Source organism: Pseudomonas sp. FG1 (assembly GCF_034313875.1).
GTDB lineage: Bacteria > Pseudomonadota > Gammaproteobacteria > Pseudomonadales > Pseudomonadaceae > Aquipseudomonas > Aquipseudomonas veronii.
The window spans coordinates 3,018,855-3,043,444 of the sequence record NZ_JAVIWP010000001.1 but is presented as its reverse complement, the minus strand read 5'-3'; the positions used below and the strand labels follow the sequence as shown (position 1 = coordinate 3,043,444).

General features: G+C 56.2%; 30 protein-coding genes and 1 pseudogene. 25 read left to right on the top strand and 6 right to left on the bottom strand.

Features of this window, described 5'->3' with window-relative positions; genetic code table 11:
• Positions 1 to 340 precede the first annotated feature (340 nt).
• Complete coding sequence (locus RGV59_RS14080; protein WP_046384304.1) at positions 341 to 562, bottom strand: lipoprotein; 222 nt, start codon at positions 560 to 562, stop codon at positions 341 to 343.
• 139 nt (positions 563 to 701) lie between these two features.
• A complete protein-coding gene (locus tag RGV59_RS14075) occupies positions 702 to 1,058 on the bottom strand; it encodes a DUF6124 family protein (protein ID WP_126585873.1) in 357 nt (118 codons plus the stop codon).
• 1,770 nt (positions 1,059 to 2,828) lie between these two features.
• Here RGV59_RS14075 and RGV59_RS14070 point away from each other — a divergent pair.
• From RGV59_RS14070 to RGV59_RS14060, 3 genes are all read left to right on the top strand, one after another.
• Positions 2,829 to 3,071, top strand: coding sequence for a CopG family ribbon-helix-helix protein (locus tag RGV59_RS14070; protein WP_017848887.1), 243 nt, complete (start codon positions 2,829 to 2,831; stop codon positions 3,069 to 3,071).
• Positions 3,061 to 3,345 carry a type II toxin-antitoxin system RelE/ParE family toxin gene (locus RGV59_RS14065; RefSeq protein WP_017848888.1) on the top strand — a complete coding sequence of 95 codons (285 nt, stop codon included), beginning with the start codon at positions 3,061 to 3,063 and terminating at the stop codon, positions 3,343 to 3,345. The genes RGV59_RS14070 and RGV59_RS14065 overlap by 11 nt, the downstream gene beginning before the upstream one ends.
• 323 nt (positions 3,346 to 3,668) lie before the next feature.
• Complete coding sequence (locus RGV59_RS14060; RefSeq protein ID WP_322246977.1) at positions 3,669 to 3,884, top strand: hypothetical protein; 216 nt, start codon at positions 3,669 to 3,671, stop codon at positions 3,882 to 3,884.
• Positions 3,885 to 3,995: 111 nt separating this feature from the next.
• Here RGV59_RS14060 and RGV59_RS14055 read toward each other — a convergent pair whose 3' ends face one another.
• A complete protein-coding gene (locus RGV59_RS14055) occupies positions 3,996 to 5,588 on the bottom strand; it encodes a hypothetical protein (RefSeq protein ID WP_322246976.1) in 1,593 nt (530 codons plus the stop codon).
• Positions 5,589 to 6,729: 1,141 nt separating this feature from the next.
• Here RGV59_RS14055 and RGV59_RS14050 point away from each other — a divergent pair.
• From RGV59_RS14050 to RGV59_RS14035, 4 genes are all read left to right on the top strand, one after another.
• A complete protein-coding gene (locus RGV59_RS14050; protein ID WP_213553675.1) occupies positions 6,730 to 7,068 on the top strand; it encodes a hypothetical protein in 339 nt (112 codons plus the stop codon).
• Positions 7,069 to 7,092: 24 nt separating this feature from the next.
• Positions 7,093 to 7,773 (top strand): SOS response-associated peptidase family protein, encoded by a 681-nt coding sequence (locus tag RGV59_RS14045; protein WP_213553674.1) that lies wholly within the window; start codon positions 7,093 to 7,095, stop codon positions 7,771 to 7,773.
• A gap of 316 nt (positions 7,774 to 8,089) precedes the next feature.
• A complete protein-coding gene (locus RGV59_RS14040; protein ID WP_322246975.1) occupies positions 8,090 to 8,263 on the top strand; it encodes a hypothetical protein in 174 nt (57 codons plus the stop codon).
• 15 nt (positions 8,264 to 8,278) lie between these two features.
• Entirely contained in the window at positions 8,279 to 8,887 is a 609-nt protein-coding gene (locus RGV59_RS14035) for a hypothetical protein (RefSeq protein WP_213553671.1), read from the top strand.
• A gap of 67 nt (positions 8,888 to 8,954) precedes the next feature.
• Here RGV59_RS14035 and RGV59_RS14030 read toward each other — a convergent pair whose 3' ends face one another.
• The 3 genes from RGV59_RS14030 to RGV59_RS14020 all read right to left on the bottom strand — a co-directional run bounded on the left by RGV59_RS14030 (position 8,955) and on the right by RGV59_RS14020 (position 12,713).
• Positions 8,955 to 9,749, bottom strand: a complete 795-nt coding sequence (locus RGV59_RS14030) for a DNA adenine methylase (RefSeq protein ID WP_213553669.1) — start codon at positions 9,747 to 9,749, stop codon at positions 8,955 to 8,957.
• Positions 9,750 to 9,906: 157 nt separating this feature from the next.
• Positions 9,907 to 10,956: a phage portal protein gene (locus RGV59_RS14025; protein ID WP_213553667.1), complete on the bottom strand. Its 1,050-nt coding sequence runs from the start codon at positions 10,954 to 10,956 to the stop codon at positions 9,907 to 9,909.
• Complete coding sequence (locus RGV59_RS14020; protein ID WP_322246974.1) at positions 10,956 to 12,713, bottom strand: terminase ATPase subunit family protein; 1,758 nt, start codon at positions 12,711 to 12,713, stop codon at positions 10,956 to 10,958. Before RGV59_RS14020 ends, RGV59_RS14025 begins: the two co-directional genes overlap by 1 nt.
• Before the next feature lie 155 nt (positions 12,714 to 12,868).
• Here RGV59_RS14020 and RGV59_RS14015 point away from each other — a divergent pair, with 155 nt between their 5' ends.
• The 18 genes and pseudogenes from RGV59_RS14015 to RGV59_RS13930 all read left to right on the top strand — a co-directional run bounded on the left by RGV59_RS14015 (position 12,869) and on the right by RGV59_RS13930 (position 24,573).
• Entirely contained in the window at positions 12,869 to 13,699 is an 831-nt protein-coding gene (locus tag RGV59_RS14015; RefSeq protein ID WP_213553665.1) for a GPO family capsid scaffolding protein, read from the top strand.
• 40 nt (positions 13,700 to 13,739) lie between these two features.
• Positions 13,740 to 14,747 carry a phage major capsid protein, P2 family gene (locus RGV59_RS14010; protein ID WP_213553664.1) on the top strand — a complete coding sequence of 336 codons (1,008 nt, stop codon included), beginning with the start codon at positions 13,740 to 13,742 and terminating at the stop codon, positions 14,745 to 14,747.
• A gap of 3 nt (positions 14,748 to 14,750) precedes the next feature.
• Positions 14,751 to 15,452: a terminase endonuclease subunit gene (locus tag RGV59_RS14005; protein ID WP_213553663.1), complete on the top strand. Its 702-nt coding sequence runs from the start codon at positions 14,751 to 14,753 to the stop codon at positions 15,450 to 15,452.
• A 102-nt stretch (positions 15,453 to 15,554) separates the two neighbouring features.
• Entirely contained in the window at positions 15,555 to 16,016 is a 462-nt protein-coding gene (locus RGV59_RS14000; protein WP_322246973.1) for a head completion/stabilization protein, read from the top strand.
• Positions 16,016 to 16,228: a tail protein X gene (locus RGV59_RS13995; protein WP_213553661.1), complete on the top strand. Its 213-nt coding sequence runs from the start codon at positions 16,016 to 16,018 to the stop codon at positions 16,226 to 16,228. Before RGV59_RS14000 ends, RGV59_RS13995 begins: the two co-directional genes overlap by 1 nt.
• A gap of 45 nt (positions 16,229 to 16,273) precedes the next feature.
• Positions 16,274 to 16,597 carry a phage holin, lambda family gene (locus RGV59_RS13990; RefSeq protein ID WP_174630454.1) on the top strand — a complete coding sequence of 108 codons (324 nt, stop codon included), beginning with the start codon at positions 16,274 to 16,276 and terminating at the stop codon, positions 16,595 to 16,597.
• Entirely contained in the window at positions 16,594 to 17,436 is an 843-nt protein-coding gene (locus tag RGV59_RS13985) for an N-acetylmuramidase domain-containing protein (RefSeq protein ID WP_213553660.1), read from the top strand. The genes RGV59_RS13990 and RGV59_RS13985 overlap by 4 nt, the downstream gene beginning before the upstream one ends.
• On the top strand, positions 17,433 to 17,636 hold the full coding sequence (locus tag RGV59_RS13980) for a hypothetical protein (RefSeq protein ID WP_213553659.1): 204 nt from the start codon (positions 17,433 to 17,435) through the stop codon (positions 17,634 to 17,636). The genes RGV59_RS13985 and RGV59_RS13980 overlap by 4 nt, the downstream gene beginning before the upstream one ends.
• Positions 17,633 to 17,995 (top strand): annotated as a pseudogene (locus tag RGV59_RS13975) (LysB family phage lysis regulatory protein); the annotation flags it as partial. The gene RGV59_RS13980 and the pseudogene RGV59_RS13975, both read left to right, overlap by 4 nt.
• On the top strand, positions 17,919 to 18,176 hold the full coding sequence (lysC, locus tag RGV59_RS13970) for an Rz1-like lysis system protein LysC (RefSeq protein WP_213553658.1): 258 nt from the start codon (positions 17,919 to 17,921) through the stop codon (positions 18,174 to 18,176). The pseudogene RGV59_RS13975 and the gene lysC, both read left to right, overlap by 77 nt.
• Positions 18,173 to 18,655 (top strand): phage tail protein, encoded by a 483-nt coding sequence (locus RGV59_RS13965; RefSeq protein WP_213553657.1) that lies wholly within the window; start codon positions 18,173 to 18,175, stop codon positions 18,653 to 18,655. Before lysC ends, RGV59_RS13965 begins: the two co-directional genes overlap by 4 nt.
• Positions 18,645 to 19,103, top strand: a complete 459-nt coding sequence (locus tag RGV59_RS13960) for a phage virion morphogenesis protein (RefSeq protein WP_322246972.1) — start codon at positions 18,645 to 18,647, stop codon at positions 19,101 to 19,103. The genes RGV59_RS13965 and RGV59_RS13960 overlap by 11 nt, the downstream gene beginning before the upstream one ends.
• 257 nt (positions 19,104 to 19,360) lie before the next feature.
• A complete protein-coding gene (locus RGV59_RS13955) occupies positions 19,361 to 19,705 on the top strand; it encodes a helix-turn-helix domain-containing protein (protein WP_257236702.1) in 345 nt (114 codons plus the stop codon).
• Positions 19,706 to 19,899: 194 nt separating this feature from the next.
• On the top strand, positions 19,900 to 20,472 hold the full coding sequence (locus RGV59_RS13950) for a phage baseplate assembly protein V (RefSeq protein WP_322246971.1): 573 nt from the start codon (positions 19,900 to 19,902) through the stop codon (positions 20,470 to 20,472).
• On the top strand, positions 20,469 to 20,813 hold the full coding sequence (locus tag RGV59_RS13945) for a GPW/gp25 family protein (RefSeq protein ID WP_213553652.1): 345 nt from the start codon (positions 20,469 to 20,471) through the stop codon (positions 20,811 to 20,813). The genes RGV59_RS13950 and RGV59_RS13945 overlap by 4 nt, the downstream gene beginning before the upstream one ends.
• Entirely contained in the window at positions 20,810 to 21,721 is a 912-nt protein-coding gene (locus RGV59_RS13940; protein WP_213553651.1) for a baseplate assembly protein, read from the top strand. Before RGV59_RS13945 ends, RGV59_RS13940 begins: the two co-directional genes overlap by 4 nt.
• Positions 21,714 to 22,379: a phage tail protein I gene (locus tag RGV59_RS13935; RefSeq protein WP_322246970.1), complete on the top strand. Its 666-nt coding sequence runs from the start codon at positions 21,714 to 21,716 to the stop codon at positions 22,377 to 22,379. Before RGV59_RS13940 ends, RGV59_RS13935 begins: the two co-directional genes overlap by 8 nt.
• A 4-nt stretch (positions 22,380 to 22,383) precedes the next feature.
• Complete coding sequence (locus tag RGV59_RS13930; RefSeq protein WP_322246969.1) at positions 22,384 to 24,573, top strand: hypothetical protein; 2,190 nt, start codon at positions 22,384 to 22,386, stop codon at positions 24,571 to 24,573.
• Positions 24,574 to 24,590 lie beyond the last annotated feature (17 nt).

Sequence of the window (24,590 nt, the reverse complement as noted above, 5' to 3'; positions counted from 1 at the left end):
CGCTGACTTCTTATCATTATTGGCTTCAGCTACCTGGGCGACAGCCAGCCGCCGGGACGTATACGGGTGTACGTTCCGGAGAAAGACTAGACCGAGATGGCGCGCAGAATATCACGCCAACCGGCGATCATGCGCTGTTTGGCTAATTGACAGCTCTAAAATAGGCGTTTTGGCAAGGCTGATCGGGGTGAGTGTCAAGCCTGACAGACGCGACGTGACGTCACAGACATGGCTATTTGATAGCGTGCAGCCTCACGCGCCGGGGCCCCTCATGTGGGAGGGGGCATGCTCCCGATAGCGGCGGTTCAATCAACACATCCCTGACTGCCCCACCACCCCATCAGTCATCCTGCAACAACCCAGAACCATACTCACCATAACTACTACCCAGCCCACTGCCGCCAAAATTCATCTTGGCGGCCTTGTTCGGGCTGTGGTCACCAAACGCCTGGCATCCCCCTGCAAAACAAGGGTCGCGACTCACGCCCGACGAATCCGACGAACAAGCGCTCAACAGCAACGCGCCGGCGATCATCACGACTTTGACAAGGTTCGAGATCATTTTTTCAGTTCCCTGTGGGTTCGGGGGTTTCCCATAGAGATGATCGTAGGCCTCAACGGCACAGGGAATGATGAAACTTCGCCAGAAGACAGAATGGGTTCAGGTTGCCGCCTTGGGGTAAGGCGGCGGAGGTCGATTGTCAGGCTGTAGCCGGGCTGATGACACGAGCGACTTGGTCATGGGCCCGGTCAACGAGTAGAGCGCTCAGGTCGATCAGTTGCTGAATGCCCAAGACAATGGAGCGCTGGGACTCGTCGAGGTTGAAAGCCACGGTAGCGGCCATTTCGCTGGCGGACGCGAGATTTTCGGAAGCGTTGGCCAGGAGGGTTTCGGTGTCTATGTCGGGGCTGACGAGGAATAGGTTGTGGGTTGGGTGTTCGACCGGTGATTCGTCTTCAGAGGGTGGCAAGTAATGAGGAATCGCTCGTTGAGCCGCAGCATGAAGCTTGGCGTCAGCGGGTAAAGCGTTTGGCGGATTGGGTGTGACCTTGTACATGGTGAAGCTCCTTTAGCGTTTCAGGAACTGCCCATCTCACTTCCACATGAGGGTGGCAGCTGTACGCAGGTGTGGAAGACCAGGGCTAAAGGACCCGGCGCACCGAAGTGCCCCGCGCACAGCCGCCATAACGCAATCATACAGACGTAAAAAAACGCCGGTAGGTGTTTATGGACGATTGAGCGCCTTCAGCTTGATCGGACTTCCACATCCGGCCGCTGAGTTGGCAGCGGCTTGAAGAGGTTAGTTATGAGAGGTCTGAGGGGCAAGCTGAGAAAAGTGTGGGATATTTCCCGGCAACGCCCCCGCTCGAAGTGGTGAAGGTCACGGAATACACCTCCCCGACACCTAAGAGACATCCCTGATAAACTGCGCCATTCGCCTCGTTGACTCAGATTGCCAATGTCCCTACAGACAGCTCCACTTTCCCGCCGTTTCTCTGTCGCGCCGATGATGGATTGGCACGGCTAATTCTACAGACCTCGAAACACCTGGCCTCCAGCGCCATCAAGAGACGCAAGCTTTACGAACCATGTCGATATTGAGCGCGCGGAGCTCAATGGAACTACTTTTGTATACAAATATTTGCTGGAAGACGATGGCGGTAGCTTTTGGGGATTCCAGTTCTTTAACAAGCACTTTGTCTTCGCGCTGGTGTCGTTAAGGACGGAATATCCTCAGGCTCCATAAACAAAAATCCCGCTGATTAGCGGGATTTTTTTAAGCGTCCGTCGAATAGAGCGGGCTACCGACAACGGTAGGGACGCCAGCACGTAAAGTGCTCCTTGATGTATTCAACTGGTAGCTGCAGCTACGCCACCTGACACGGCCGCGCCCGTCAATGCGCCCGTGCCAGCTACTACCGCAGTACCAGCAGCTATTCCGCCGCCGCCTGCAGCAACCGCCCCGCCACCTAGCGCGGCTAGTGATGCGTTAGTGAGTGCCGCCCCGGAGAGGGTACTGATAGCTGTGCCAGTACTGGCTGCCCCTAAAAGGCCGGCACCGCCAACAGCAGTGGCGATGGCAGGTGCGGCCACAAAGGCAATACCGCCTGTTGCAACTGTTGCAGCTACCACACCGATTGTGGTCAGAGGATTCTCACAAATTGCGTCTATAGCGTCCCCGAATAAGCCACCAGCCACGCCTGGGGGACCGAAGACCAATTCATCCATATCGCTCCAAAAACCCATAATGACGTCTCCTTTCATCTGCTGACGCTGTGTTAAAGACACAGCTGTGAATGTATGAATATAGCCAGAAGATATCATATAGCCATTACCGGTGGCGGTGATTTCCTTTCACTTCTACCTGCTCAGGATTAATGCCACTAGCGCCTGCGAATAACGCTGCTTATGTAAAAAAAGCCCCCACACCTGGACTAGGTGCGGGGGCCTCTTTTTGTAGGCGTGAACATCACCTTCTGCAGGACTGGCTTACCAGCACGTCTGATCGGTTTTATGTATCTCAGTTGACTCGAGGGCCTTCCTTTCCCAGATAAACAGTAATCCGTTCACCCTTCTTGATAACCACTGGCGAAAAGAGGACAGATTTATTTATAACATCGCTGAAAAAAAGCTAATCACCAGACAGCAAAAAGCCGCCTCATCACCTGCTAATTATTTTGCTGATATCGAAGTCAGACTACGATACCCGGCACCCGGCTTCGAGCTGGCAGAGTAAAAGCCCAGCCACACCTCACGACGACCTGCTGATTCAACCCAGCGTTCCACGGTGTAAGATGCTCCATAACCTTCCACCTTCGAGGCTGTCATGACCGGGATATCCCTAAACCTGCCGGAAGACCTGTCCAACTCTCTCGCCGACCTGGCCAAAACCAACGGCCAGACTGCAACCTACCTGGCGATGGACGTCCTCCGCGACTACATCGAGCACGAAAAAACGCTAACCGCTCAAATCGAGCTGGCGGTGAAAGAAGCCGACCAGGGCAAATTTGCCACCGATGACCAGGTAGCAGCCATGCGCGCCAGGCGCTGGAGCCGGAATGCGGGTTGAGTGGCTTGAAAAAGCACTCAAAAATCTGGAAGACGAAGCAAACTATATAGCTCTCGAAAACCCAAAAGCAGCTGACGACTTCTCCGATGCCATTTTCGCCAGCGTCGACAAACTGGCGCAGTTTCCCTCTATGGGCCGTGAAGGTCGGGTCACAAACACGCGCGAATGGGCAGTACCCAATTGGTCTTATCTGATCCCCTATCGCATACGCGGTGATCGTCTGCAGATCCTCGGCGTATTCCACACACGGCAACGTCCCCGTTCGAAGTGGTGAATGCCGCGGAACACACCTCCAGCACACCCAAGATCCATCCCTGATAAACTACGCCCCATTCGCCCCGCAAACTCAGATCCCCCCATGCCCCTACAAACCACCCCCTTCTCCCGCCGCTTCTCCGTCGCCCCCATGATGGATTGGAACGCCTAAATCTACAGAGCACACAGCACGGGCACTACAGCACCATCCCCAACCACTCGTACCACTTTCGTACCAACACCATTCCCAAATACTGAAGCCCCGACTCTTTCTTACTGGTTGTAGCAATCCCCACCATCGTCACTGCTATGCTTAATTTCTTTTGAAACGAGTCGACCAGCATGACAAGCGAGTACTCACTGAAGGACGTCCTGGAACGGTTTTATCAAAATCAAATGGCCCTGGAAGCGGCTTTGATGGAGCTGACTCTGTGGGCTGAGCAGCAAAACGCTTTGGAGGTGGGCGAGAATGTCCGGGGGGCACTTCACACAATTGGTGAAAACGCGGGCCATATCAAACAAGGCCTTGCTCGATTGAAAGGGGCTGACCTCACTTAACCGACAGTCATCAGCCAAAAACTATCAGTTCGCGCCACAGAGTTCGGCCAATAGCGGACAACCTGAAACTATCGACGCCGAGACGAAGTTCTCAAACTCAGTCGGCACAGCTCAAATTTCCGCAATGACAATAGGTTTTATTTGTTGTTTTTGACGAATTTTCTCAAGAAATTCGAACGCTAGATTCACTGTTGGGCGAGACGACTCGTGATGCTCTATTGAAGATGCAATCTCATCACCCAACACTACATAATCAATTTGATCTACGCCTTCCGCTGTTTTGTAGATGGATTTTTTTTCATAGGGTATGATTGCAAACTTCCCACTCTCGACAATAAAAATATCTCCTGAGAAAAGCATCAGCTCCACAAACACGTACCCACCCATCTGAAAGTGACAAACACAAAAACAATCCATGCTTGTTCCAGGCTCAATACTATCGTTTGACAAAAACGAAATTCGGAGCGCATCTAGCTTGTTGCTTATTACAAAATCAAGCGCCTGAAGCTGGACAGGAATTTTTCCAAACTCTGAGTTAGTCAATATTAGTGGGGCATCCAACTCAAAATAATTCTTTATTCTTACAGCCTTCTCCAGCAGTTCAACTTCCGCCGCACAATCAGGAAAGGACTCTCCAGACTGCAAGTTAACTGCAGACGTAAAACTATCAAAGTTGAACGTTATTCGTATATTTTCAGGAGACGAAAACATTTGCGTCAATTTATACGTTCTCAAAGCGTCTTCCACAGAGAAGCCATCTAGAAGATGGGTATTGATAGTTAAACTAAATGTTTTATCCAGAACACCCATGTGGAGTTCAAAATTTTTAGCAACTATTCTGACCTTCCTAAACTCCTTCGAAACCCATGAATTTAGCGGACTGCGGTAGAGCTCCGTAGGAAAAGTCATCGTGCGACCGGTTAACCTGTCTCGAAAAACTAACGAACCTGCATCACTAGGCGCTATGTCGGACATAGACAACACAGCCGTGTCGCTTTTCAGCTCAGTCCTTTCCGAAATAGCACCAAATCGAATTGTAAAGCTTTTTACGTTTTCGACTTCAATGTTCTCTTTTTTGCCAAGTGAAATATCAATTAACTTTCGAAGCTGTTCATCACCTCTGATAGAAAACTCAAGTCGGTACCTCCCGCCTTCAAACCCTACAGACTTTAAGTGTTCAAGCTTGCTCTCTGCATATAAAGTCTTCGAGGGACCGATATAACTTAGCATCATTGCCTTTAGATTTAGAGCAGACAAAGGAAGTATTTCATCTTTAAAATTTAACCGCATCTTTTTTTTGTTGAGTTCTACATTCTTATTCTCATTTTTCAGCTCAGAAATTCTTTTCAGTATTTTCTCTGACAAATTTACATCGACGTGGCGTAAATACGCTTTTGTTGGGGATTCTCCGCCACCGAATTCTAACAATACGTAAAAAGATGCAAGAGCTGAAGTGGCCATCTTTTTTAGATTGGACAACTCTACGTCTACCGCTCGCTTTGTCCCATCTGTTGATTTAATTTGAACCTTGGTCTCGATAATCCCCTCATGCATTGACAAAGGGTCAAAATCCGTTGAATCTTCATCAATCTCAACTAAGACATCCCATCCATTATTATCGGTTTCTGAACTATTCGCGGTCATACCTGCCGCAGCGCACCAAGCACCAAAAAATTTTTCACCCGCCTTACCGATATCTCTCATCTTTTTTGCCTCCATTGCACATTCTTTGGGGCAATGTGCCATGCCCACGATTCTAAAAAAACCTCCGTCGAGAATCTAAGACGTAAAACACGGGGCTTCCTATTGCCGGGAGGCCTCGCAGAGTGGCTTCGTTTCATGTGCACAAGAGCCCACAACACTTGCGAAGACCAAATCTGAGGCTGTGTGCAGGAGAGCGCAATTGCGTGAACGTAAAGGAAGTGAGGACTGCGCAATCCTGCGCGCAGCTTCAGCAGATGCCCCATCCTAGGCACGCTCAGCGTTTTCATGTTGCCCCATGGGAAAGAGGTTAGGTGGGTTAGTTTTTTGTTGGGTGCCCTGAAAGCCTTGTCTGTTATGGCTTTTCGAAGGTCTGGCAAGGTTAGCTTTTCGGTTAGGTCTGGTTATTTCCTAACCTTTATTAATGTTAAATATTCAATCTATTAATTCTTTTAAAAACAAGCAGTTATGGATTCCTAACTTTTAACCTAACCCAACCTAACCCATCAAAGTTAGGTCTCAAGCCCAACAAACACGGGCCTTCCAACTCACACACCGCCTCTCAAAAAAAACTAACCTTTTTCCCGAGGCACCTACTGATTTCAGCTGTCCGTGCGTGCTTATAAGCGTTGCGAAAAACATCCACCTTCGCAGGGTTCCGCAGGTTTCTGCCCCCTACAAAACGCCAAGCAAGTGCCCAGCCTGGGCCGCCGCGAGGGGGGCACAGAAGTGCAGAAAAAACGACCCATTTAGCCCGCAGGCGAGGTGGGGGGACGACGGCGCGCGCCGAGTTCTGAAGCACGCCACTGCCCCGAGTGTGGCACGTCAGTGGCTCACACGTGGCACGCCAACTCCCCGGCCTGCCAGCGGCGAGCCTGGACCTGTCCTCTGCGACTGCCCGGCAGGCCGAAACATGCTGAAAGCCCCGTGTTTATTGGTCCGCGCAGCCCCCTACGCTTGCCGTGACAGGCTGCAAATGCTATGTTGAGATGGGTTTTTTCATGCTGTTGAAGGGCAAACTTTCATCTATCCCAGCTGACTTTTCCGGGCCAATCTCCGCCTCCCCCTTACAGCTCGTCGCCTCAAATCGCGTCATGACCAAACGCCATCTACTGTATGCACATACAGTATTGGATTCGCACCCATGAACGATGATGAAGACACCCTCGGATGGCTTGGCCTCCCCACCCCATTGCAGATGTACCGACAGCATTGCCGCCTACTGGAGAACGAGATCCAAGAGCTGAACCTGCAATTACGCAAAGCGCGGGCAGACGTTTTCGGTATCAGTCAGATGCTGCTGGAAACCCAAGCGAAGAACATTGAGTCTGCGGGGTATCTCCGCGAGCGCGGCGCCGAAGCAGCAGCAATACGTAAGCAAATCTCCGACCTCACCACCTCGGCCAATGTGAGCAGGCGGGAAGCGGTCGATTTGCGACGGATCGTCAATGAAATGAGACCTCGACCGACCACGATTGTCTAAGATCAATCGGAAAGAGGGTTTGCCATGTGCGGAAGACTGTCGCAGTACCGGGGAATCCACGACTTTGTTGCGGCACTGAGCATGCCCAACGCCCTGGCAAACTCGGTGGGTGATCAGCCGATCGAGCGATACAACGTCGCCCCAACGACCCACGTGGCATTACTACACCTGCAGGGCGAGCTGCTACACGCCGATCCGGTGCGGTGGGGGTGGCGTCCGTATTGGGCAAAAGACCGAGCCGCGCCCATCAATGCACGCGTCGAGAAGGTCGCCCACGGCCCCTTCTTCCGAGAGATTTGGCCGCACCGGGCAATAACGCCCGTAGACAACTGGTTTGAATGGGTGGATGAAGGCGGTCCGAAGAAACAGCCTTATCTGATCCGCAGACGGGATGGCGCGCCGATCCTATGTGCAGCTATCGGCCAACTACCAGACGCCGATGAAGGACCAGGCGAGCATGACGGCTTTGTGATCATCACCGCCGATAGCGCTGGTGGCATGGTGGACATCCACGACAGAAGGCCTGTGGCACTTGCCCCGGACCTCGCCCGCGAATGGCTGGATCCGGCAACGCCAAAAGAGCGCGCCGAGCAGATGGTGTTGCAACAGGGCGAGCCGGCCGAGACCTTTGAATGGTTCAAGGTCAGCACCGCCGTGGGCAATGTGAGAAACAAGGAAGCCAGTTTGATTGAACCTTTGCGCTGAATACTGCTAGTTCCCATCAGTTCACCTACCACCTTTCCTAATACCGGCACTGACCAGATATGCTGCACCGAATGGACATCATCCGATGCTCCACCTGGTGCTAAATCAGCGAATATCAAAGGAGCGACCACCGAAGCTTATGCCGAATTCATGACCGAACGCCAAAATCTGTATTCAACGAATAGTTGACATAACAACTATGCGTACTCGAAAATGAGCAACGACCGTTAATAACGGTCTATTCGCTAGACATGAGTCGGCGAAAGGTTCGGCACAGCCGATCTGTAGCAGCGGATGTCGCTGCAAGGAAATGCCAATGGCAATCAAGAGCGATACCTTCAGCCGCGTTGAGCTGAGTGATAGCGACGCAGTGCGCTTTGTTCAACACATGCGTGAAGACAAACCCAATGCGAAAGCCAAAGCTTCGTATGCGCGTGGTCGCAACCTTCTGAGCCAGGTTTTCAACAGCCAAGCTGCACGCGTTCGCTAACCAAAGTGGGCGCACATGCAGCCAGGTGTTGATTACTTCATCGAAAAGCTAGATCCGTTTCACCAACCGAATAAGTTCTCAATGGGCCCAGATGAAGATCTGCGGCCCTTGAAGTCCTTCATCCAAGCAAACGCACTCCAATACCAGGTGGCCAACGTAGCCGTTACGTATGTGGCCATTCTCCCTCCCGCCGAGCCTAAAGCGCGTCCTCGGGTGATTGGTTACATCACGCTGACCTGTAGCGAGATAGAGCTGCACGACGCGTACGTACTGGAAGACTGCGAGCACGCAAATCGCTACAAGACTATGCCTGCGCTGAAGGTTGCTCGACTCGCACGTCACTCAGAATACGCAGGCCATAGGATTGGCGAGGTACTAATGGAGTTCGCCATCGCCATGGCGGCGGACTTTATTGCTCAACATGTGGGATGCAGGTTCCTCGTTACAGACTCAAAGGCGCGCTCAGTGAAATTTTACGAAAGAGTAGGCCTGACGCTTCTGGACACTGAAGAAAATCGTGCACGTAAAGAGCCTGTGATGTTTTTGGATCTAAACAAGCTGGTGCTCGACGCAGATACCCCCCCCGAAGAACCGCCCATAGACGTTTTCCTGACCGGGGTGTGAAATAGCAGCAACCGCTCAAAGAAAAGCCGCCTGACAGGCGGCTTTTCGTATACCTAGTTCTGTAAGATCAGAACAGCCCTCCCAAGGCAGCAGGTTCCCAATTCATGATCACCAGCTCTCCGCTGACCTCAGCTTTCCCCTGCCGCTGATTCGCCGTGCTGTATCGGATGTCCACCATTTCGAAGTGAAACCCGTCAAACACACGCCGAATATCTGGGTGGTCGTTAATGCTCACCATCACCTTGCCCTTGCACCGCCGCATGAAGTCGGCCATCCGCTCATAGTTTTCAAAGGGGAAGTCCACGCCATAGCCAGCGGTCTGCCAGTAAGGCGGGTCCATGTAATGGAAGGTGTGTGGCCGGTCGTAACGCTCAGCGCATTCAAGCCAGCCCAGGTTCTCAACATAGGTCCCGGAAAGGCGCTGCCAAGCGGCAGATAGGTTCTCTTCGATCCGTAGCAGGTTGATCGCCGGTCCAGTAGTGGCAGTACCAAATGTCTGTCCGCTGACCTTCCCCGCGAATGCGTGATGTTGCAGGTAGAAAAACCGCGCTGCCCGCTGAATGTCGGTGAGTGTTTCCGGCCTGGTCATCTTCTGCCATTCGAACACCTGGCGGGAGCTGAGTGCCCACTTGAACTGGCGCACGAACTCTTCCAGGTGGTTCTGCACCACGCGGTACAACGTCACCAAGTCGCCGTTGATATCGTTGAGGACTTCAACCGGCGCGGCCTGGGGCCGCATGAAGTAAAGCGCGGCGCCGCCGGCAAAAACCTCGACGTAACATTCATGCGGCGGGAACAGCGGGATAAGACGATCTGCCAGGCGACGCTTGCCACCCATCCACGGGATTATCGGTGTGCTCATAAGTGATCCTTGTTTCGACAATTGGATTCGCTTAGGCTTCGCACCCCCTGCGCAGTGGGGCGAGGCCTTGGTTGGAGCACTCGGTTGGTTCGAGTGTTTCAGCGTCGAACCGGTGTTGACGCACCGGTTCGTCGCCTCGTTTGCTGCGCAGGGGGTTTTAGGCCCCTACGGGAATTTCATAGGGTTTGAAACGCACGATCTCCTCCCCGAGCCACTCATTCACCTGCGCCATACGCGCCTGAATCGGCTCCAGCTCATTGGCCGCATAGATCTGCGCCGCCTCCCTGATCGACCCAAACCCGCCCGCGTTCTGCGGCACGATGCCCATCAGTTGCGGCGGAATGCGCAAGCTGGCCAGCACGTCGTCGCGGGTCTGGTTTTTGATCGAGTTGAATTCGTCCTTGGCCGTCACTTCGCTGACCGGGATGATCTGCAACCCGTCCTTTTTGCCGTTCGGCGAGTACACGAATAGGTTGCGGAAGTTGCCAGGCCCCTTGGAATCCTTGAGCGCTTTTCGCAGGGAGTCGACGTCCGCTTCGTTCTGCGCGGCGTCGGTCATGTAGAGGATGAAGCCGGCGTGACTGCCGTTCTCGTAATACTTGCGCCGAAAGAGCGTGGCCGACTCGTTCAGCAATGCCGACTGCAAGGCGCTGATCCACTCAGGCAGGCCGTACACTTCCTGGTGCAGATCCGCCTCCCGCAGGTGGAAAACGGTGCCTGGTTCAAATTCGTGCTCTTCCTTCCAGCCCTGCACCATGAACTGCCGACCATCCTTGCCCGAGCGCATGTACTTCGCCAAAGGCGGTACCAGCTCGCGCACCGGGCCGAGCATCGAGCGTCGCCCTTCCAGATAGCCGTTGCCCAGGCACAGGAAGTCCAGGGCGAACTGTTCGAACGCCGCGCGCGACAACAGCCGGTGCGGGATAAACGTCTTGCTCAACAGGTTGCGTTTGAACATCAGCCCCGAATGCAGATGCACGCTGGACCCGACCGAGCGCGCCAAACCGTCCAACGACAGCGGCGGTTCGTACCAGCGCCCGTTAAACCAGCACTCGAGATAATCGAACACCTCCCGGCCACTCAGCACCGGTGACGGGTCGCCAAAACTGAACGCCTCCATCTTGGTGTCACTGCGCGGGATAAATTCCTGCGTTGCCACGGCGGGCGCCTGGGCCAACTGCTTGGTACTTTTGCGGCGGTTCGACATCAAAAAATCTCCATCCGCCCGGTGTTGGCAGAGGTCTGCCCCTCCAGCGGTTCGTTGTGCAATGCGTGAAAGAGCGCCCATGCCAGGTCGGCGTGGCCGGTGTTGTCGTTGCGGCCGGCGGTGTAGGTGAATTGGCGACCGCCTGCGGTGATGGTTTTGCGGATCGCCATCAGCGACTGCGCCATGTCGGTCCAGCCGGCGTCGAACTCCAGCCGGCCCCGGTGGATCACGTCGTAGGCCTTCAGTACCAGGCGGGTCTTAACCTCAGGCGAGTAGCTGAACGTGGTGACGTTGGGGAAAAATTGGCGCACCAGCTGCGCCACGCCGCTGCCCAGGCCGGTGACGTCGATCCCGATGTACGTCACCCAGTAGCGGTCGCAGACGGCCTTGATCACGCTGGCCTGCGCCGCGAAGTCCATGCCTCGGAACTGGTGACGTTCCAACACTCGGAACTTGCTCCCTGGCACCAGCGGCGGCGCGACCACCACCAGGCCCGAGCAGTCGCCGGTTTCCGCAGGGTCATAACCCACCCACACCTGGCGGTCGCCAAAAGGACGCATGGCAAACGGCTTGTAGTCCTCGGCCCACTCAACCCAGCTGTCGACCATGCAAGGCTGCAACACCGTCAGCGGGAAGATGCTCGCGCCGTCGTCGACGAACTCGCACATCAGCAGGTTGGCGAATGCCTCAGGGCTGTACTCCCGGCGCAGCTCATCAATGTCGAACAGGTCGCAACCGCCCTGCTCCGCGTCGAGGATGGTGACGATCTGGCGCCACAACCGGTCCTCGCAAAACCGCCCTTGCTGGAGCGCTCCATGGGAAACGTCGACCTTGGTGTGCTGCGCCGCTGGTTTGCCCTTGTTGAAGCGCTCGCCCGTCCAGAATGTGTAGGCTTCGTGAGCCATGGTCGAGGGCGTCGAGAAGTAGGTCTTGCGCCACTTCTTGTGCATCGCCATCCCCGACGCAACCTTGTTCAGCTCCTCAAACTTGAACGTCCAGAAGAACTCGTCGAAGTAGAAATTGCCGTGGTAGCCCTGGGCGGTGCGCGCATTGGTCCCAAGGAAAAACAGCTCGGCGCCGTTCGGCAAGACGATGGGATCACCGGTCAGCTCGACGCCGATGACCTCGCGGGCAAACGCCTGGATGTACCCACGAAACAGATAAGCCTGGTTCTTCGACGCCGACAGGAAGATCTGATTGCGCCCGGTCTCCAGCGCATCAATAAACGCCTCCCGGGCAAAATAGTATGTGGCGCCGATCTGCCGGCTCTTGAGGATGACGCGGGTGCGTTGATTGCCCGCCCGGTACCAGTCTTTCTGGTAGTCGAAGCACCCGTCGATAAACGCTTCGCGCAGCAGCTCGATCTGGTCTTCGCTGATGTCGTTTTTCAGCGCTTTCTTCTTCGGCCCCTCGTTGCGCTTGGCGAGGTTGGGGTTGAGTTCGGTTTCGGTACCGCCGCCTTGAAAGCGCTGGATTCTGGCCTGGCGCTCCAACTGCCGGTGCAACAGGTCGATCTCTTTGAAATCACCGCCGCTCTTGCCTTCCTTGAGGATCAGTTGCACCAGCCGCGCTTCCAGCGCCCCGCCGATTCGCTCGACGTTATCCGCCCGGTCCCACTCGTCGCGGGCCTTCCAGCTGTGTAGCGTTTTTTCCTTTTCGCCCGTAGCCTCGGCAATCTCACAGATGCGCCAACCCATCCAATACAGAAACTTGGATTGGCGTCGGGGATCGATTGGGAGTAGTTCGGTCGTAGTCATGGCCGCGATGCTGCCGCTCTGGCCTGCGAGTCAGTAGCTCTGCCCCTTGTAGCCCCTCCCTATACAATCCCGTCCCGTTGCCGCAACTCGCGCGCGTCACGACCATGCCCCTCATTGCAACGCACTTAGCGCCCAACGCATTGAGGATTCCCGGCATGAAGAAATTTCGCAGCAATTGGTTCCGCGTCGCCGTCGAGGGCGCTACCTCCGACAAGCGCACCATCAAACGCAGCTGGCTGGAACAGGCCGCGAAGAACTTCAACCCGTCCACCTACGGCGCCCGTATCTGGCTGGAGCATTTCCGCAGCCTACTGCCCGACAGCCCATTCAAAGCCTATGGCGACGTGCTCGCGGTCAAGACCGAAGAAGTGGAAATCAACGGTGCGAGAAAACTGGCCCTGTTCGCCCAGGTCGAACCGACGCCCGATCTGATCGCCATGAACAAGGCCAAGCAGAAGATTTACACCTCGATCGAAATCGACGACAGCTTCTCGGACACCGGCGAGGCCTACATCGTCGGCCTGGCGGTGACCGACTCCCCGGCCAGCCTGGGCACCGACGTACTGTCCTTCTCTGCGCAGAAGCCCGAATCCAGCCCTTTCAAAGACCGTCACTACTCAGCAACGTCGATGTTTACCGAGGCGGTGGAGACCGAGCTGCAGTTTGAAGAAATCGAAGACAAGCCCAGCCTCGGCGCCCAGCTTTTCAGCAAGGTGCAGGCGCTCTTGGGCGGCAAACAGGCGAAGGACGATGCCGAATTCGCTCAGATGGGCCAGGCCGTGGAGGCGATTGCCGACCACGTCAAAGACCTGCCCGACCAACTGGCCGCTGAGAAGAAATTCTCCGGCGATCTGAATACCAAGGTTGAGCAGCTCAGCAAAGACTTGGTCGATCTGAAAACCACCCTCGGCAAGACCCAAGACCACTCCCAAATCCAGCGCCCACCGGTAACCGGAGGCGGCAAACAAGCCCTGGCTGAGTTCTGACCTGCGGCCTTCACCGCCCAGCCCACTATCGGAGATACCCATGCGTAACGACACTCGAAAACTCTATACCGGCTACCTCAGCCAGGTCGCACAACTCAACGGCGTGGAATCGACCATCGCCACGTTCAGCGTTGACCCAACCATCCAGCAGCGCCTGGAAACCAAGATCCAGGAGTCGAGCGAGTTCCTGACCAAAATTAACGTCATCGGCGTCGACGAGCAGGAAGGCGAAAAGGTCGGCCTGGGCGTGGGTGGCACCGTTGCCAGCCGCACCAACACCAACGTCAAAAAACGTGAGCCGCGCAGCATCGGCACCCTGTCGAGCGACAAGTACAAGGCCGAACAAACCGACTTCGACACCTTCGTCAGCTACAAACAACTCGACGCCTGGGCCAAGTTCCCGGACTTCCAAACCCGGCTGTCTGGCGCCATTGCGCAACGTCAGGCACTCGACCGTATCCAGATCGGTTTCTACGGTATCTCGGCGGCAGAGCAAACCGACCGCACGGCGCACCCGCTGCTGGAAGACGTCAACATCGGCTGGCTCCAGCAGTACCGCACCCACGCACCTGACCGCGTGCTGAAGGAAGGCGCGGTCGCCGGCAAGATCACCATTGGTAAAACCGGCGACTTCAAAAACATCGACGCCCTGGTCTACGACGCCATCCAGTTGCTGGACCCGTGGTATCGCCGCAACCCCGGCCTGGTGGTACTGACCGGCCGCGAGCTGGTCCACGACAAGTTCCTGGCTCTGGTCAACAAGGACCAGGACTCCGTCAACACCCTGGCAAGCGACCTGATCATCTCGCAACGCCGCGTCGGTGGCCTGCCGCTGTACGAGGTGCCGTACATCCCCGAAGGCACGATCCTCATCACCACCTTCGCAAACCTGTCGGTGTACTGGCAGATCGGCGCCCGTCGCCGCTACCTCAAGGAAGAGCCGGAGTGGAACCGCGTCTCCAACTTCGAATCGTCGAATGAGGCCTATGTGGTTGAGGAATACGGCCTGGGTTGCCTGCTGGAAAACATCACTCCGGTCGAGGGTTAACCCATGGCACTCAGCATCGCCCAAGCCCACCAACGCCGCGCTCGCGCGGCAATGGAGGCAGCCAAAACGGCGCCGCAGCAGTCTATGGCCGGTGCGACCGCCTACGAGCATCAGTTGAATCAGTTGCTGCAGGACCGGTTGCGCTTGAAAGCCATCCAGTCCAACGAAGGCAAGGCCGCGCTCAAGCTGCAACTGCTGCCCGAGTACATCCCGTATGTCGAGGGTGTGCTTGAAGCCGGCAACGGCGCCCAAGACGACGTCATGACCACCGTCATGGTCTGGCGCATTGACGTTGAGGACTACAGCGGCGCCCTGGATATTGCGGACTACGTGCTCAAGCACAAGCTAATCATGCCTGACCGTTTTGAGCGCACCACCGGTTGCCTGGTGGCGGAGGAAATTGCCACCGCCGCGCTGAAAGCCCAGAAGGCCAACGGCAGTTTCGACTTGAGCATCTTGCACCGCACCGTCGAACTGACCGAAGCCGAAGACATGCCCGATCAGGCCCGCGCCAAGCTGTTCCTGGCAACGGGCCGCGCGACCTTGCATGGCATCACCGCCGAAGAGCCAGGCCAGCCCGGGCAAATTCAAGCCGGTATCGATCTGCTCAGACGCGCCATCGAGCTGCACGACGGCTGCGGCGGCAAGAAGGATTTGGACGGCGCCGAACGCCTCCTGAAAAAACAGGCTGCCCCCAGCAGCTAACCGAGCGTCCCCACGCACCCCGCCGGCTCGGGGCGGATCGGCCAGGCCGCTCCTCCTGAACGTGAAGCCCCGACCACCGGCGACCTATTTTCGAGTGCAGTCATGAGCGCATTTGTAGCCAGCGGCACCGTTGACAGCGGCCATATCAACACCGACCCGTTCTGGCCGTCGATTGACCTGGACGGCTTGCGCGCCACCCTGCGCATCGACGCCAGCGTCACCCCGGCCCGTCTGGAAACCGCCGTGATCGCCGCCGCAATCAACCTGAACAACGAACTGAGCGAATGGCGAGCCGCGCAACAAGCCGAAGGCTACACCGCCCTGGCCGAGGTGCCGGGTGATCGCATCAAGGACGTGTCGGTAAAGGTCCACCTCTACCGCCGCGCGATCGAGGCCGGAACCGGTGCCGAAGTCTGCGAGCGCTACCGCGACTACAGCGCCACCAACACCGGCAGCGACAAAGCGGAAGCACTCACCCCGAACATCGACGACTACCGCCGCGACCTGCGCTGGACGGTGCGCGACTTCCTCGGCCGCACCCGCACCACCGTGGAGCTGATCTGATGCCCGTCGCCGTCCGCGCCAATCAAAACGACACCGTCGACGCCCTCTGCTGGCGGCACTACGGCCGCACCGCTGGCGTCACCGAGGCCGTGCTTGAAGCCAACCACGGCCTGGCCGACCACGGCCCCATCTTGCCGCAAGGCCTTGTCGTCAACATGCCCGAAGCCCAAACCAGCGCGCCTCAGCGGCAGATGGTGAACCTATGGGACTGACACTGCAGCACCAAGCCCTTGAACCCACCAACCCTGGACAACGGAATGAAGCGCATGCCTGAACGTCCCGACACCTGGGCCTGGCTCGCTGCCTGGCTCGAACAGAACTGGCCGACTCTTTACGCCGGAGTCCTCGCCCTGATCATCGCGGCTCTGCGGATCATGTACGGCGGCGGTACCCTCCGTCGCATGCTGATCGAGGCCCCGCTGTGCGGCACGCTGGCCTTGGCCGCGAGCCATGGCCTAGCGCTGCTCGGCATTCCGACGTCCACCGCGCCATTCTTTGGCGGGGTCATCGGGCTACTCGGCGTTGAAGGCACCCGCGCGGCGGCCAAGAGGTTTTTCAACCGTAAGGTGGAGCAGCTATGACCACTCTTCGCCACGGCGAGCGCTCGCAAGCGGTGCTTATCCTGCAAAAGAACCTCAACCGGCACGGCGCCAACCTCGTGCCGGACGGTGATTACGGCGACACCACCGAAGCCGCTGTCCGCGCCTATCAGGTCAAAGTCGGCCTGGTAGCCGATGGCATCGCCGGCACCAAGACCCAGACCAGCCTGGCCGGTGGCGACTGCGCCGCTCTGTTGCGCAACCACGATCTGGTGGCCGCTGCCGAACGCCTCGGCGTACCGCTTGCGGCCATCTACGCGGTCAACGAAGTGGAATCCAAAGGCAAGGGCTTTCTCGACAACGGCAAGCCGGTGATCCTGTTCGAACGGCACATAATGTACCGCCAGCTCGCCACGGCCCGAAACGCAGGCGAGGACACCGCCGAACTCAAGCGTCACGCCGACCAGCTCGCCACGGCCAACCCTGCCCTGGTCAACCCAAAGCCCGGCGGATACATCGGCGGTACCGCCGAACATCAGCGCCTGGCCATGGCCCGCTTGATCGACGACACCGCCGCGCTGGAGTCGGCTTCCTGGGGCGCTTTCCAGATCATGGGCTTCCACTGGAAGCGCCTCGGCTATGCCAGTGTGCAGACATTCGTGGCCGCGATGAGTGCCGGCGAATCGCAGCAGTTCGACGCCTTCACTCGCTTCATCGAGACCGACCCGGCGCTACACAAGGCCCTCAAAGCCCGCAAATGGGCCGAATTCGCCAAGCTCTACAACGGGCCGGACTATCTGCGAAATCTCTACGACACCAAGCTCCAGCGCGCCTACGAACGGCACGCCGGTTGCGAGTGCGGACAAGGGGTGCCGGCATGATCGACTTCAACGCGGTGAAGAAATTGCGGGTTCGAGATGGTGATCTGCTGGTGGTGCCAGAGTCGACCGAACAGGACGATATGAAGCTGTTGGCCGAAGCCATCCAGTTGATGAACGGCGCCAGGGCCGTGATCGTTCGCGGCCCAATCAAGCGACTCGACACGGCAGCCATGAATGAACTCGGTTGGTACCGCGCATGAGCACACTGCGCCAGGCCTTGTTCGGTCTCGCCCTGCTTGGCGCCTTGACATTGCTGATCTGGGCCCAGCAACAGCGCATAGATGTCGCTGTAGGCAAAGCCGACCGCGCAAATGATGCGGCCAAGACAGCCCGCGAAGACGCCGACCGCAATCTGGCGACCGCAAGCACTCTCGCCGACACCCTAAAACATGAACGCGATGCACAGAGCCATCTTCGCGCGCAGCAGGATCAGCTGCGCCAAAGCCTGGCGAAACGTGAACGGACCATAGAGGAGCTGAAACGTGAGAACGACGAACTACGCAACTGGGCTGACCAGCCTTTGCCTGACGCTGCTCGCCGGCTGCGCGAGCGCCCCACCCTCACCGGCGCCGCCGCTTATCGTGACTGGCTGTCCGGGCGTGGTACCGTGCCACCTGCCAGCAACCAGCCCCCTCAACAACGGTGATCTACTGACCAACGAAGACCGCACCGAAGCCGCCTGGGCGGACTGCGCGGCTCAGGTCGACATGGTCTACAAACACCAGCAGGCCAACCCATGAATAAGCCGGAAAGCCTGCGCGCCCATCTCCTGGCCACCGTCACCGAGTTCAAACACAACCCCGACCGCCTGTTGATTTTCATCGACAACGGCAAGGTCCGCTGCACTGCTGCCCACACCCTGTCGTTTGAATACAGCTTTGACCTTCAGATCATCCTCACCGAATTCGCCGGCCATCCTGACAGCGTGATACTGCCGATCCTAGGCTGGCTCAGCGTCAACCAATCCGAGCTGCTGGAGAACCTCGACAAGGTCAAGAACGGCATCCAGTTCGAAGCCGACATACTCGACAAGAACAAAGTGGACCTCAGCCTAACCCTGCCGCTGACAGAGCGGGTGGTGGTCGGAAGGGATGACCAGGGCAACACTACCGTGAAGCACCCGAACGAACCACAATACGTGCCGAGCTACCTCGACCCGAACTGGAAGCCTGGAGCCCAGGGCAACACCAGTGAATGGATAGTGCCTGATGGCAAATAATCTGGAAGCGCTGGAGACCTGGGCAGCGGTGCTACTGGATCGCCTGGAGCCAGGGGAGCGCAGCGAACTGGCCCGGAGCATTGGGCAGGAGCTGCGCCGCAGTCAGCAGAAGCGCGTGATTGCGCAGGAAAACCCGGACGGGAGCAAGTACGCTCCTCGTAAACACAGGGATCTGCGAGGGAAACAGGGGCGGGTAAAACGGAAGCTGGCGATGTTTAAGAAGCTGCGCAAGGTGACATACCTGAAGGCTAAAGGTGATGGTACTGCCATAAGCGTGGGCTTCACCGGTCGAGTAGCCCGGATTGCTAGGGTTCACCAATACGGTTTGAAGGATCGCGCGGAACGTGGCGCACCGGATGTACGTTATGAACAGCGTGAAATATTAGGGTTTAGAGCGTTAGACCTCGACCTGATTCGCGACAGACTCTTAGCTTTCCTAGCTCAGTGACGTTTTCTCAGGACAATCACACTAAGGAAATTCGCAACCTGAAAAACACTGACAAAATGTAACAAAACATATACATTTAAGCACTATATGTACAAGAATGCACCGCTAATCACATATTGAAAAATTTTGATACTTCAGCCTCCCACCGCATATGCCCCGTTCTCTGAACGACCTAAAACCAGCCAACCTAAGTGAGCCTTCGCATAGGAAGGCACCCTCCAAAAAATTTAAAGACCCTTGTTAAACAATGAATCACTTTGAAAAAACCGAAAAAAAAAAACTTTATTAAAAATGACGCATGGATACTGAAAAATAACAGAACACTGACAAATAGTTACATTTCTATAGCCTTAACCAACATGGAGTACCGAATTCTAGATTTACTCGCAAGACACTTGCATCCCGTTATAAGCACACACTCGATTATTGAGCACCTCAAAAAGGAACCTGATCAATACAAGGGACTATTTATGTCTATAAGTAGACTACAGCGGAAATTCAAATCTGCATCCAATGGGGAAAGGCTAATAATATCGGTAAGAAATCGTGGATATTGCCTAACTCAAAAAATCATAATCGATACTGACCAACTCAAAAACTAAAACCCTACAGACAAGACAACCGTTGGTTTTTTATTCAAAAAGGGGCGCTCTGATACTCCAAACTACTTGGGGTTCAGGAATATTAATCAAAGCCCCGGCTACACGCCTCACGACGGCTTTCAAATTCTTGTACGCTTCATTCCTACAACCTCGAATACCTTACGAGCGCGCGAAAAACCTACATTATCGGCGCCATGAACGACTTCGCCGCCCTCTCCCGCATGCTCGAAAACCTCATCCGCCTCGGCGTCATTGCCGCTGTACAGATGGAGCCTCCCCGCGTGCAGGTAAAAACCGGAAAACTGTTGACCGCTTGGCTACCGTGGCTCGCCCTGCGCGCGGGAGCTGACCAGGAATGGGATCCGCCCACCGAGGGCGAACAGGTGATCCTGTTCAGCCCATCCGGCCAGCTCGCCAACGGCATTGCCGTAACAGGCCTATTCAGTGACCACGTCCCCGCCAACGGCAACCGCCCCGGTCTGCACCGTCGCACCTATGCCGACGGCGCCGTGATCGAGTACGACAGCATCCAGCATCACCTGAACGCCACACTGCCCGATAGCGGGACCACAAGGCTGGTCAGCAAAGGCGGGATCAACATTATCGGGCCGATCAATCACCAGGGCGATTACAACCAAACCGGCAACCAGAACGTGGTTGGTCTGGTGACCGTCTCCGAAGATGTGATCGCGGCCAACATCAGTTTGGTCAACCATCTGACCACTGGCGTCAAGCAGGGCGACGATCAATCAGGTAAGCCAACATGAATAGAGAAACCGGAGCCAGCATCGGCACGCTTGGCCATATATCCCAATCCATGACCGACATCCTGACTACGCGTATCGGTACCCGATTGATGCGCCGCGAGTACGGCAGCTTGCTGCCCGAGCTTGTGGATCACCCCTTCAACGATGCCACGCGTTTGCGCGTGTGTGCGGGCACTGTCATGGCATTGATGCGCTGGGAGCCGCGCATCAGCCTCAGCCGCGTGCAGTTCTTGGGTGCAAACCTACAGGGACAGTCGGTGCTGGATATTGAGGGCACCGTTATCGATAGCAATGAGGCGTTCAGCCTGAGTATTCCACTGCAGCTGGGGTCAAGTTCATGACTGAAATTGATCTGTCGCAGTTGCCCTCTCCGAAAGTGGTCGAGCTGCTCGACTTCGAAGTCATTCTTACCGCCCGTAAGGAAGCATTCCTCCGTCTTTACCCGGAAGAACAACAAGCCGAAATGTCCAATCGCTTAGCGCTGGAGTCCGAGCCGCTCACCAAACTGCTGCAGGAGAGCGCCTACCGAGAGTTGCTACTGCGTCAGCGAATTAACGACGCAGCCCGCGCAGTGATGCTTGCTCACGCTCAAGAGGCTGATCTCGACCAAATTGGCGCCAACTACAACGTCTATCGGCTCACACTCGACGTTGGAGATTTGACCGCGAGCCCTCCCCGAGCTCCGGTTTACGAAAGAGACAATGATTTCCGTAGACGTATTCAATTGTCCCCAGAGGGATACACCACCGCCGGTAGCGAACAAAGCTACGTGTTCCATGGGCTTTCTGCCGATGCAGATGTCGCAGATATAAGCGCTGTCAGCCCTGTACCAGGTGCAGTAACGGTGTATGTGCTCTCACGTAGCGGAAATGGCGCGGCCTCGGACAGACTACTCGCGGCGGTTACTGCCAAACTGAACCAAGAAGATATACGGCCTATGACCGACAAGGTCACAGTGCAATCTGCGAGCATCGTCAACTACAGCATCAAAGCGGAGCTGGTCATCTTGCCGGGACCTGATTCAGAGGTCGTTCGCGCAGCTGCAATGACTGCGGCATTGGCCTACGCAAAGGCACAGCATGCCATGCGGCGAGATATCAGTTTGTCGGGTGTCTACGCCGCGCTGCATCAGCCAGGCGTACAACGCGTGGAACTCTTGATGCCTTTGACCAACCTGGTCATAGGTAACGGTGAAGCGAGTTATTGCACAGAAATTACGCTGACCGTCGTGGGACAAACTGATGTCTAGCCTCCTGCCCATCAACAGCACTCAACTTGAGCGAGCCGCAGTACTTGCGGGGGCCCGCGTCAGCGATTTGTCGGTGATCACTCGCGAAATCTGGAATGCCGAAAGCTGCCCAGCTGACCTGCTCCCATGGCTCGCCTGGGCATGGTCGGTCGATGCCTGGCAGAACGATTGGTTCGAACGTCAGAAACGCGACACCATCAAGCAGGCAATTGCGGTGCAGCGTGTTAAAGGCACCATTGGCGCGGTACGCCAGGCACTGGCGGCCCTCGGCGTTCCTGCTCGCGTACAGGAATGGTTTAACCAAAGCCCCGCAGGCGCCCCCTATACCTTCCGCTTGCTAATTGAGATCGACCAACAGCCGCTGACCCAAAGTGGTATTTCCAAAATTCTCGAAGTCGTCGAGATCACCAAAAACCTGCGCTCTCATCTAGAGACGGTTCTGCAGTCCGTCACTAGCCGCACGGCAATCAACACCGCCGTAGCGGCGAGCCTTGGGAATGACCTGCACATCACTTACGACGCGCCGCGTTACTCAAGTGGTAGCCCCGCCCTAGACCTGCTCACTGATGCTGCTGAGCACGGCATGACCTCCACCGTCGCAGCCATTGACAGTCTGAATACCCTTTTACATAGCCGACTGACCTCGTCTTACTGGTGACCTCATGTCCGACTCCCTCAAAAGCCTTGTCGCGTCGTTTGAAGCCGATCTCGATATCGCCCACAAAATAATTCATGGCTCTGCAGAAGAAACGGTCGGAACCGATGGCGGCCCTGTGCGAACTTTCGCCAGAGCGCTAGCTGAATACGATAGCCAGGTAGCCCGCAGTGAAACGGCGCAGAACGTTGTAGCCGCTGAAGCCGCCGCACGCGACTCTCATCAAGCCGTGGGGGCGCTTTCAGAAAGCGATGCCTCGAAACGCGTTGGCTACATGCCTGCAGGGAATGGCGCAACAAAAAGCGACCTAGCATCAGCCGTGCAAAGCTTATCCGCCGGAGGGATGGGCGATTTCAGCGTCGATAACAAACTCATGATTTTCTGCGGTGACTCGACTACCGAACAGATGGCCGGTGCAGGTTATGGTTTCGATAGGATCACCACGCTGCATCGAAAGAATGGCGGGCGATTCTCCAAGATACTTGGCACGATCAATTTTGGTGGTTCTGGTTATCCGCTCGACCTCTTCGTAAATGGCCCAGAGGTACCACCGCCGGTCATCCAAAATCAGAGTAACGCTGGCGTTGGTGCCTGGGACTATTACGGACATAAACCGACCGGTGCCATAAGCCTCAGTACCGCCATGGTTTGGCGGGCGCAACAACCTGTCAAAGTGCTCTGGGTCGTTGGATTCGGCATCAATGACTGCATCCTAAATGCGGCTGTAGGCAACCTCGCACAGGACGAGATCACCGCCTACATTGCGCAGCGTCTACGCACCGCAGTGACACGGATAAACGCCGTTTTTCCGAGCGATGAAATTGTCCTACGGATGCCGAATCCGATGACGGCACGGCCTTACAACCCTTCAGCAGGCTTCCCCTCTCAGGCTGCTTACCCCGACTTCGGCAAGAGCGTGGCCAACGACCAGGCGCTGGTAGAAAAGTGGAACCAAGCATTGCGCAGTGCTTACCTCCACATCCGCGCCAGTTTCCCCCGAACGATTTTGTTCGACACCTGGGAAGCTGCGTTTGGTAACTCCAATACCACCCTCATTGCAGGCACTGAACTCAAGTACATGGGGGACCTGGTTCATCCGAGCGGCCCGGGCTATGTCCGACTCGTCGACGCCTTGGTTAACCTGCTTGCACCGGAAGCCAACGGAAAACCATCGCGACGTATGGAAGCAGAGCAGCGAGCGACAGCGGTGGGCGGCGATGCTTGGGCGCACTATCCGCACTACTTCCGGGACAACCCGGCATACAAAAAAGTGCTCCGCCTATCAACATGGGTGTCAATTGGTCAAAGTCATCTTGATCTGTCAGTTGACCCCGCCACATTCTTCAATTTGGTGGACACTTCGAAGCCGATCTATGTAGCCATTGGCAATGCAGCCGCGCAAAGTTTCACAATCTACGCGCCGAGTGCGACCGGGGCCAATACCCGGCTGACAGGCATCGCGCCCTCGGCGGCCATGCAAGCAGCTATAGGTGAGATTGAAGTTTTCCAATACGCCGGGACAGGTAAGACGCTGGACAGTTACCTTGTCTCCCAACTTGCAACCCTACGCCCTCGCGAATCGTATATCGGCAAGATTTCGGGGGCTGGTTCAGGCTATATCGATGTCACACTGGACGCCGTGGAAGGCCGTCTTTCGACCAAATACATCGAAGGAGTGCTGGGTGGAAAGCTGTTGATCGGTGGAGGTACGGACACGGCCGTTTCACTTGCAGGTTTCGCCGTGGCGCGCGCAGGCACATCAACACAGCGAGTGTTTCGTCTTCTAAAAACCGGTGATTACACCACCTATAGCAACAAGACATGCGCCCTGGTATTCGACGACGCCGCACCGAGTCCACGCGCGCAGGAAGCCGTTTTCACACAGCGTGGTGTAGTGCCCCATGCCAAAAATGCCCGTGGTTTTGTGCATTGCCCAGCCCGAATGTCCGATGGTGCAACCCTCCAGATATTCCTAACAGAAATCATCGCGCAAGACGTCACGGTAGAGCTCTATCGACCCAAGTGGCCTACGCGCACATTGGTTGGCAGCTTCACCATTTCAGCAAATGCCAGTGGCGCTTCACTCGCATCAGGTAACCCATCCGATGTGCCGGCTGGGAGCATTTTCGAGTTCGTTATTACCTCACAGACGTCACAAGAGACGGGCCTGATCGGCCTCGCCGTTGTGCCACTTTGATCAATGTCGGGAGTTTG